Annotated in this window: 9 protein-coding genes; 3 read left to right on the forward strand and 6 right to left on the reverse strand. The window is 70.7% G+C overall.

Features of this window, described 5'->3' with window-relative positions; translation table 11 throughout:
- On the reverse strand, positions 1-748 hold a 748-nt coding region (locus tag ACFFNX_RS31615), incomplete at its 3' end, for a DUF998 domain-containing protein (protein WP_378209531.1).
- 267 nt (positions 749-1015) lie between these two features.
- Positions 1016-2134 (reverse strand): glycoside hydrolase family 18 protein, encoded by a 1119-nt coding sequence (locus ACFFNX_RS31620; protein WP_378209532.1) that lies wholly within the window; start codon positions 2132-2134, stop codon positions 1016-1018.
- A gap of 395 nt (positions 2135-2529) precedes the next feature.
- Between ACFFNX_RS31620 and ACFFNX_RS31625 the strand changes: the two genes are divergently transcribed.
- Positions 2530-3909 (forward strand): KamA family radical SAM protein, encoded by a 1380-nt coding sequence (locus ACFFNX_RS31625; RefSeq protein WP_378209533.1) that lies wholly within the window; start codon positions 2530-2532, stop codon positions 3907-3909.
- A 505-nt stretch (positions 3910-4414) separates the two neighbouring features.
- Here ACFFNX_RS31625 and ACFFNX_RS31630 read toward each other — a convergent pair.
- From ACFFNX_RS31630 to ACFFNX_RS31640, 3 genes are all read right to left on the reverse strand, one after another.
- Positions 4415-4948, reverse strand: coding sequence for a YbhB/YbcL family Raf kinase inhibitor-like protein (locus tag ACFFNX_RS31630; RefSeq protein WP_378209534.1), 534 nt, complete (start codon positions 4946-4948; stop codon positions 4415-4417).
- Positions 4949-5036: 88 nt separating this feature from the next.
- Entirely contained in the window at positions 5037-5531 is a 495-nt protein-coding gene (locus tag ACFFNX_RS31635) for a pyridoxamine 5'-phosphate oxidase family protein (RefSeq protein WP_378209535.1), read from the reverse strand.
- A complete protein-coding gene (locus tag ACFFNX_RS31640) occupies positions 5476-6585 on the reverse strand; it encodes an ArsR/SmtB family transcription factor (RefSeq protein WP_378209536.1) in 1110 nt (369 codons plus the stop codon). Before ACFFNX_RS31640 ends, ACFFNX_RS31635 begins: the two co-directional genes overlap by 56 nt.
- 70 nt (positions 6586-6655) lie before the next feature.
- Between ACFFNX_RS31640 and ACFFNX_RS31645 the strand changes: the two genes are divergently transcribed.
- Together ACFFNX_RS31645 and ACFFNX_RS31650 are read left to right on the forward strand one after the other, a co-directional pair.
- On the forward strand, positions 6656-7564 hold the full coding sequence (locus ACFFNX_RS31645; RefSeq protein ID WP_378209537.1) for an oxidoreductase: 909 nt from the start codon (positions 6656-6658) through the stop codon (positions 7562-7564).
- Positions 7565-7648: 84 nt separating this feature from the next.
- Positions 7649-9073, forward strand: a complete 1425-nt coding sequence (locus tag ACFFNX_RS31650; protein WP_378209538.1) for a purine-cytosine permease family protein — start codon at positions 7649-7651, stop codon at positions 9071-9073.
- A 21-nt stretch (positions 9074-9094) separates the two neighbouring features.
- On the opposite strand, the gene ACFFNX_RS31655 is transcribed toward ACFFNX_RS31650, so the two are convergent.
- The coding region (locus tag ACFFNX_RS31655; protein WP_378209539.1) for a carbohydrate ABC transporter permease at positions 9095-9944 on the reverse strand (850 nt) is incomplete at its 5' end.

Raw genomic sequence — 9944 nt, forward strand, 5'->3', positions numbered from 1 at the left:
CGCCGCCCGGCGGCGGATCCGGAACGGGCGGCGGTCCGGGAATCGGCGGCGGCTCGGGGACCGGCGCGCGGCGGCGGTCGGCGTGGAGCTGGGCGGCGATCACGAACAGCCAGACCGAGATCATCGCGACCTGGAACCGCTCCATCACGCCGAGGAGGACGCCGAAGTACATCAGCGGCAGCGTGGCCACGGCCGTCACGGTCTCCACGACCAGCAGCAGCCAGCTCCAGCGGGCGATCACGGGCCAGCGGCGGTGCCGCCGTGAGGCGATGGTGAGGGCGACGAGACTGACGATGCCCGCCGTCACGACGCAGACGCTGGTCACGCTGTGGAACTGATGCGCGAAGGAGACCTTCCCGGCACGCTCCCGCAGCGCACACGTCGTGTCGGAGTTGGGCGCGCAGTCCATCGCGAACAGCGAGTCGGCGATCGAGAAGACGCCGAACAGGAACAGCGCCAGCCAGCCGGCCAGCGCATGGCCCCGGGGGCGCACCGCGCGCAGCACGGCCACCACCACGATGATCGTCAGCAGGCCGGAGACGAAGTCACCGGCGGAGAACAGGAGGTGGTACGGCTGGTCGCTGGCGGACAGCTCGCTGACGTAGCCGTTGACCGGGTCGAGCTCGGGGTTGAGGAAGAACTGCAGGAGCCACGACGCGTACGTGACCCCGGCGATGGCGGCAAGCAGCCACGCGAATGCCGGCACCATGCCCGGCTCGCGTGAACCCCCGTACGAGCTCACAGTCACGGCTTAGGCTCCCCCCGCCCAGAGTCCAAGCATAAGGACTCACAACCGGAGACGAACGACCGACCAGGCCTGTGACCTGCCCGGACGCGTGCCATATCGGCGGGTTGGAGATCGCCCGGGGAAGAGCGGACGGAGCTTTCGGACCCAGGAGGACCGGACCGCGTCGGACGGTCCGACACGACACTTCGCACCCGCGCCGCTCGCCCGGGGCTGATCGCGGCCGGGTGCGCGGTCAGGCCGGTGCGGCCTGACCGCGGAGCCGGTGCGTCAGTAGTCCTCGAGGATCTTGGTGAAGACCCCGGAGTCCTCGTCCAGGCCGCTGCACGTGTTGCCGGCGACGCTCGTGTCCGCGGTGCACGGGTTGTCGCGCGTGACGGTCCACATCGAGAGGCGTCCGAGACCACGGGCGGTGGCCCAGGTGAGCAACTGCCGGGCGTCGGCCGGGCGGAACTGCGTGTCCACGCCCGCGACGCCGATGATCGGGGTCACCCCCATGCGCTGCCACGTCTGTGCGTCGCCGAGGTGGTAAAGCCGCATCAGCTGGGTGTGCGCGGCGGTCGCGGAGGCGGTGATCGACTGGCCCGCGCCGTCCGCCGGGACGAGGTTGACGACCGAGACGCGCAGACCGTCCGCGACGGCCGAGCGCAGCGCCGCGAGCGCGCTCGCGGACAGTCCGGAGCGGTGCAGCGGCAGCGTGATCGACAGTGGCAGGTCGTCGCGCTGGATCCGGGTCAGGGCCTGCGTACGGCGCTGTACGGACAGGGTGTCGGACAGCGTGCCCTCGGTGAGGTAGAAGTCGAGCCCCGCCGGGTCGGTGGCGTCCATCGCCTTGCGATACTGCTTGACCAGGGAGTCCACGCTCTCGCAGCTCTGCGCGAGCTCGGTGCCGTGCGGGCCGCCGAAGGACACGACGACCTTCCCCGGAACGTCCTTGATCCGGCGCACCGCGAACGCGGCGTCGACCGGGGACAGCCCGCCCCAGGCGGCCGAGCATCCACCGCCGGCCGAGACGAACCCCATGGTGTAGGTCTTCACGTTGGTCTTGGACAGGTCCGGCGGCGGCCAGGACAGCACGTCGGCGTACGGGGCGAAGCCGATCCGCGGTCCCGTCGACGGGGACGGCGACGGGGACGCGGCCGGCGTACGGGCCGGTGCGGACGAGGGTGGCGCTTCGGCGGTCGGCCGCGAGCGCGGGGCGCTGCCGGCGTAGGCCCGGCGGATCGCTCCGTTGCCCGTCTTCGGCGCCTGGGCCGCGGGCGTATCGGCTCGGTCGGTGGCCGCGAACACCGCGGCGCCGCCGGTCAGCGGGACCAGCAGGCCGGCCGCGACCAGCGCGATCCTTGCCCGGCGGCGTTGCCGGCGTTGCTTCTTGCGATGTCTACCCACGATCGCTCCACGTGGGCCGGGGGTGTCGTTGCGGGAGCAGCACAGTGACTTCTGTCGCGTAGCGGGACTGGGGTTACACAGTATGTCGCAGACCGCTTACTCGGATCGAGCCTGACAGTGCGTGTCGAGCTGACACTTTTGAGTCGATTGTGACGTTGAGAGGTCAGTAGCCCTAGTGTCCGCGTATCGATAAGCACTCCTACGGGTATCAGATTCGTAAGAAACGGGAGATTCAGGGTTCAATGGGGCGGGGAGCGTGACGGTGTCGCGACCTGCGATGCCGTAGTCGAGCGTGAAGGAGGCGAAACAACCTGCCAGCGAGCGTCCGCACGGCCCCGCCTGGGCGGATGCGGCGCGTCGCACGCTTTCCCTCGATGTCAAAGGAGTAACAACACGTGACCTTGGTCAACGACGCGGCGCCGGCCGCTGTGCGAACCACCGGCCGCCGATTCCGCGCCTTCACGGCGAAACACCTGGATGAGCTCACCGCCCGCGCCGGGTTGACCGCCGAGCAGCGCCTGGGCACCAGGGCGGTCGCGACGGTCCTGCCGTTCCGTACCAACAGCTACGTCCTGGACGAGCTGATCGACTGGTCCGCCGCACCCGACGATCCGATCTATCGGCTCGTCTTCCCCCAAGAGGACATGCTTCCCCCCGAGGACGTCGCGCGGCTGTCCGACCTCCTCCGGCGGGAAGCCCCCAAGGCGGAGATCGAGGCACTGGCCCACCAGGTGCGGATGAAGCTCAACCCCCATCCCGCCGGTCAGCTGCAGCTCAACATCCCGAGCTTCCATGAGGAGCCGATGCCGGGCGTGCAGCACAAGTACCACGAGACTGTGCTGTTCTTCCCCAAACAGGGCCAGACGTGTCACGCGTACTGCACGTACTGCTTCCGCTGGGCTCAGTTCGTGGGCGAGCCCGACCTGAAGATGGCGGCCGACGACATCGACCGGCTCAAGCAGTACCTCGGGAGCCACCCCGAGGTGACCAGTATCCTGTTCACCGGCGGCGACCCGATGATCATGGGCGAGCCGGTGCTCCGCCGCTACATCGAGCCCCTGCTCGAGGTCGAGCAGATCGAGTCGATCCGCATCGGCACCAAGGCCCTGGCGTACTGGCCGCAGCGCTGGGTGACCGACCCCGACGCCGACGACACGCTCCGCCTGTTCGAGCAGGTGACCAACGCCGGCAAGAACCTCGCGTTCATGGCCCACTTCACGCACCCGCGGGAGCTGGAGCCGGCCATGGTCTCCGAGGCGGTCCGCCGGATCCGCGACACCGGGGCCGTCATCCGCACGCAGGCCCCGCTGATCCGTACGATCAACGACTCACCCGAACTCTGGGAGAGCATGTGGCGTCGCCAGCTCCGGATGGGCATGGTGCCGTACTACATGTTCATCGAACGGGACACGGGCCCGCAGGACTACTTCGCGGTGACGCTCGGGCGCGCCTACGAGGTGTTCCGTGACGCCTACAAGAACGTCTCCGGTCTCTGCCGTACGGTCCGCGGGCCGTCCATGTCCGCCACGCCGGGCAAGGTCTGCATCGACGGCGTCGTCGAGGTCGGTGGAGAGAAGCTCTTCGTCCTGCACTTCATCCAGTGCCGCGACCCGGAGTTCGTGAACAAACCCTTCTTCGCCGAGTACGATCCAGCGGCCAAGTGGCTGACGGATCTCAAGCCGGCGTTCGGCGCCGAGCGGTTCCCGTTCCAGGGGATCGTCGCAGGTGGAGAAACCAGCGCACACGATGTGGCAGCGGCCGGTCCGTCGATCTGACCGGTCCCACCGCACGCGGCATCGGATCGGGTGACCCCGACCGATAGCGGACGCGAAGCGGAACGATGGCGCCGCCGTCCATCATGAGATGGCCTGGGCCGGTGTGCGAACGGCGGCCCAGGTCCAGATGTGACGACGGCCGGCGTCCCTGGGGGTCCGGAGGTGACCAACGGGGCTGGGGAGTCGGCCCACGGGTCACAGGGGTCCCGGGGGGTGCGCCGCCGGGGCTTGGTTTCGGGGCCGTGCCGAGCAGGTACGGCCCCGGAAACCTTTCCGGTCCGTGTTCCGAACGCACCTTCACGGGCGTGCGCCGCCCGCCCTCGACGATGCGGGGCCCTGTCCCAAGGCCCCGCGGTCATGCCGTGGGAACGTCCAGGCGGCGTCTCGCCGCGCCCATTTCATGAAAGCGTGCCGGACGGCGGAGCCGTCCGGCACGCTCCCGCGAGAGCGAAGAGCCGACGACCGGCACCAGGCCGACCCCCTCCTCCGCCGCTCGGCCGCCGTCCTAGCTTTCGTACTCCGGGATGATCTGGGCGCGGGCCAGCGTGTGGGCCGTGATGTTGAAGCCCACCACCGCCGGTGCGGTGTCGGCGGGGAGGCCCAGGGACTCGGTGTCCAGCGCGTGCACGGTGAAGACGTAGCGGTGCGGGCTGCCCGGAGGCGGAGCCGCGCCGCCGAACTCCTTGTTGCCGTAGTCGTTGCGCGCGTGCACGGCCCTCTGCGGCAGGCCCTTGAAGTCACCGCCGCCCGCGCCGGCCGGGAGCTCGGTCACCGACGCCGGGATGTCGAACAGCACCCAGTGCCAGAAGCCGCTGCCCGTCGGCGCATCGGGGTCGTAGCAGGTGACGGCGAAGCTCTTGGTCTCGGCCGGGAATCCCGACCAGCGCAGCTGCGGCGAGATGTTGTCGCCGCTGAAGCCCCAGTCGTTGAAGACGTGGGCGTTGGACAGACGCTCGCCGTCCGCGATGTCGTCGCTGGTCACCGAGAAGGATTCGACCTGGGGGAGAAAATCGTGCGGAAGGGGCGGCCTGCCGACCATGGCAACCTCCTGAGATCGCGGTTGGTGCGCCCGGCCCCCTGCACGCGGGCCGGGTGACCCGGTCGGCCGGACGCTTATCCCAGTCCTATCAGGACCGCACGTGCAGCCGCCGAAGATCGCCCCCCGGACGCCAGGAATAGATCTTCGGGTCGTCTTCATCGCCGGCGAAGAGGGCGTAGGCGACCTCCCGGACGTCGATCGAGAACACGTGGAACTCGTCGTCGGCCGGCCGCCAGCCGATCTCCTGCTCGGTCACCTGGCAGTGCCGCTCGCGGCGTGCGGGGTCGGTCACGTGCTCGGCCGTGCCGTACACCTTGAAGTCGCCCTCGGCGCCGCCCTTGTCGGAGGTGGTGCTGTGCACCGTGCACCGCGGGTCGCGGAGCAGGTCGAGGGCCTTCAGCGACTGCCACATCATGCCGAGCTGCAACTCGCCGTCGACGAGCCTGGGCTCGACCGGGGTGATGCGCGGCCAGCCGTTCGCCCGCAACGTGCCGACGAGCGCCAGCCCGCTGGCGCGGAACCGGGCCTCACCCAGCGCCGCCAGCTCGGGTGCCGTCGCCTCGAACTCCGCCCATGTCGTCATGCCGCGCACCGTACGCCCCGGCACTGACATTTCCCGGCGGCCCGCTCGCGTGGGAGGACGAGAACCGGTCGCCGGGCGCCGCGAGGACGGACTCGGCGGCGGCCGTGCGGGCGTAGAGCACCGAGTGGCCGGCGCGGTGCGCGCTGTCGATGCCCGCGTCGCGCAGCGCCGTGAGGCACCGGGAGACCCCGGCGGGCGACAGTCCCGTACGCCGGGCGAGCTCGGTGGTGGAGGCCGGGATCTCCAGCTCGGTCAGCAGGAGGGTCCGCGATCGGCCGAGTACGGCGGCGAGGGCGGCGCTGCCGGTCACGGACCGTGGCCGCCACAGCGTGCCGGTGCCGCGTGCGGGATAGGCCAGCTGCGGCGGATCCGGCGGCGACACGCGGGTGAACAGGGCCGGTCCGGTGAAGACCGAGGGGATCAGCAGCAGCCCCGTGCCCGCCGCCCCCCGCGACAGCGGCCGCTGCCGGCGGGTCAGCCGCAGCGCGTCGTCGCTCCAGCTCATCGAGGGGTGCAGATCGCTCAGGAGGTGACCCGCGCCGTGCTCGGCGACCTGGCGGGCACGGTGGAAGACGTCCGCGTCGAGCACCGCGCGGATCCTTGACCAGTACGGGGCCAGCGCCAGCTCCCAGTAGGACTCGATCTCTTCGGTGACCCGTGCCAGATGGGCCGGCGGGTCGGTGTACAGGCGGCTCAGCCGGGGCCCGAGACGTCCCTGTTCGCGTCTCAGCCGGTCCAGGTCACGGCGTACGCGGGCGGCGGGAACGGCCCGGATCCGGGCGAGCTCGTCCGCCAGGGCAGGAGCCGGCCCGGCCGGCGCCGGATTGAGGAAGTCGGGAACGTACCCGTGGGGCGGGACCAGCTCGGCGAGCCATCCCCGGTCGAGGCCCGCGCTCGCCAGCCGCGGTCGTACCTGCTCGATCCAGCTCCGGTGCACCGGATGCGCGGATCCGGACCGCAGCAGCCGGTTGCTCGGCCCGACCTCCCACATCGGTGAGCGGGCGAACCGCATCTCCACCAGATCGCTCACCGAAAAGGTCAGCTCAGCGAGCACACCCCACCCCGAGATTCGCGCATTCTGCAATCAATTGCCCGGCAGGCTACCTCGTCAGGATCATCTCCGCATGACCTCAGAGACGACGCCCGCGGCGGCCGCGGGGACCTGGACCCTCGGTGACCTGCGGGTCAACCGGATCGGATTCGGCGCGATGCGGCTGCCCCAGACCGGAGAGGCGTTCGCGGCCGACGCCGTGCCCCGTGACCGCGACGAGGCGATCGGTGTGCTGCGCGACGCGGTCGAGCTCGGGGTGAACCACATCGACACCGCCGCGTTCTACTTCTCGTCGCGGCGCTCCGCCAACGAGCTGATCAACCGGGCGCTGGCCCCGTACCCGGACGATCTCGTGATCGCCACCAAGGTCGGACCGGGCCGCGACCCGTCGGGCGCCTGGCTGCCCCACGCCGGCCCCGCGCGGTTGCGCGGCCAGGTCGAGGAGAACCTGCGCCAGCTCGGCCGTGACCACCTCGACGTGGTCAACCTGCGGATCGTCGGCACCGACTCGATCGCCGAGCGCTTCGGCGCGCTGGCCGGGCTCCGCGAGGCCGGGCTCATCCGCCACCTGGGCCTGTCGAACGTCCGGCCGCACCACCTCGCCGAGGCCCAGGCCATCGCGCCGGTGGTCTGCGTGCAGAACATGTACGGCCTCGGCGTGCGCGCCGACCAGGAGGAGCTCGTCCGCGTCTGCGGGGAGCAGGGCATCGCCTTCGTGCCGTTCTACGCGATCGCGGGCACCGGAGGGCAGGCGGGCGTCCGTGGGACCGATCGAGGCGAGGTGCTCGCCGTCGCGCGGGCGCACGGGGCGAGCGCGGCGCAGGTGCGGGTGGCGTGGGCGCTGCACCGCGGGCCGCACGTGCTGGTCATCCCCGGCACCGGCGACCGCGACCACCTGGCCGCCAACGTGGCCGCGGGCGCCCTGCGGCTCTCCGAGGAGGAGCTGGACCTCCTCGACGCGTTCCACCGGAGCGGGACATGAGCGGAGCCTCCTTGTCTCGGATCTCAGACATTTCGCCCGAGACGGCTCTTGCGGGACGCCCGATGGGGGCGTGAGAGTGCGCGCATGACGAAACAGCAGGTCGGCGGTGCTCAGAGCGCCGGGCAGGGCGGAACCCTGGGGGTCGAGCAGCGGTCGATCGACTTCGTTCCGCCCGAAGAGCGGCACGGGTCGGTGTGGCGGCTGTTCACCGTTTGGTTCGGCGCGAACATGCAGGTCACCACCGCGGTGACGGGTGCGCTCGGTGTGGTCCTCGGGCTTCCGCTGCCCTGGGCGATCGTCGCCCTGGTCATCGGCAACCTGCTCGGTGCGATCTTCATGGCCCTCCACTCGGCCCAGGGGCCGAAGCTCGGCATCCCGCAGATGATCCAGAGCCGCGCGCAGTTCGGGTTCTACGGGGCGATCCTGCCGCTGCTGCTCGTCGTCCTCATGTACGTCGGCTTCTTCGCCACCAGCGCGGTGCTCGGCGGTTCGGCGCTCGCCGGCTGGTGGGGGATCGGCCGGACCCCCGCCACGATCATCGTGTCGGCGGTCTGCACGGTGCTCGCCGCCTACGGATACCGGCTGATCCACCAGTACGAACAGTGGGTCAGCCTCATCGCCGCGGCAGGCTTCCTCTACCTCACGTACCGCCTGCTGAGCGGGCACCACGTGGGCCGGGTCTGGCACTCCGGGCACGTCGGCGCGGGCACGTTCCTGCTCGTGGTGGCGATCGCCGCGACCTGGCAGATCACCTTCGCGCCGTACGTGGCCGACTACTCCCGTTACCTGCCGGAGGACACGTCGGTCCGGGCGGCGTTCTGGTGGACCTACGCGGGCAGCGTGATCGGCACCGTCTGGATGATGGCGTTCGGCAGCGTCTGCGCCGCGGTGGCGGCCAAGTCCTTCGAGGGCGGCTCCGTCTCGTTCGTCGTCGGCCTGGCCGATCCGCACTGGGCGTTCTCGCTGATCATCGTGCTCGGCATCGTCGCGGTGAACGTGCTGAACCTCTACGGCATGTTCATGTCGGCGACCACCACGCTGACCGCGCTGCGCCCGATGCGGATGAACACCGGCGTACGGCTGGCCTTCGTGCTGATCGCCGCCGTTGTGGGCACGGTCGTCGCCCTGGCCGCGAGCGCCGACTTCCTGGAGAACTTCGAGAACTTCATCCTGTTCCTGGCCTACTTCCTCATCCCGTGGACGGCGATCAACCTGATCGACTTCTACTTCGTCCGCAAGGAGCGGTACGACATCGACGCGATCTTCCGCCCGGACGGCGTGTACGGCGGGTTCAACCGGCGCACCATCGGGGCGTACGTGATCGGCGTCCTGGTCGAGATCCCGTTCGTCAGCTCGACGTTCTTCACCGGGCCGTTCGTGAAGCACCTCGGCGGCGCCGACATCTCCTGGATCATCGGTCTGATCGTCGCTTCGGCCCTGTACTACCTGTGGATGGCCCCGGTGGCCCGCCGGGCCGCCGACGCCGGCCCGCGCGTGGCGGAGACCTGACCGTCCCGGGAGAGGCGGCCGTCAGTCCCGGTGCGCGCCCTCCGCGAGAACGGCGACGAACCGGTCGAGGAACAGCCCGCACGCGATCGCGAGCGGGACGGCCACGAAGACCGCGCCGCTCTGCACCGACCGCCACAGCATCGGGTCGCCGCCGCCGAGCCGTGCCGGCAGCCCGGTGCTCACCGGCATGTTCGCGTCCGACCAGATGAACGTCAGCGCGTAGGTGAACTCCCCGGCGGCCAGCGTGAAGGTGAGGACGATGACGGCCGCCACTCCCGGAAGCACCAGCGGCGCCACGACACGGACGAACGCACCGAAGCGGCTGTGCCCGTCGACCATCGCCTGTTCCTCGATGTCGACCGGCACGGCGCGCAGGAACGCCGCGAGCAGCCAGACCGACACGGGGACCGTCACGGTCGGCTGCACGAGGACGAGCGACCAGATCGAGTCGGCCAGGCCCAGCGTCGCCACCACCCGTGACAGCGACAGGAACAGCAGCGGCGGCGGCACGAGGTAGACCAGCAGGATCGCGATCGCCGCCCGCCTGCCCCACGAGCGGTGCAGCCGGGACAGGGTGTAGGCCGCCGGCAGCGCGAGCGCCAGCGTGACGACCACGACCAGGCCGCCGACCACCAGCGTGTTCGCCACGAACGTCGGAAACCGCGAGTGGAACAGGGCACGGACGTGCTCGGTGGTCGGCCGGTGCCGCGCGCCGGGCGCGTCGCGCTCGAACGCGGTCACCAGGCCCCACAGGAACGGCGCCGCGCAGACCAGCGCGGCGACCGCAGCGGCCACGTACACCGTCATGCGGACCACGATCTGCCGCACGGCCGCCAGCCGCCGCTGGCGCAGCATCTCCCGCGCCGCCGTG

Origin of the sequence: Actinoallomurus acaciae (assembly GCF_042429965.1) — a bacterium.
GTDB classification, from domain to species: domain Bacteria; phylum Actinomycetota; class Actinomycetes; order Streptosporangiales; family Streptosporangiaceae; genus Actinoallomurus; species Actinoallomurus acaciae.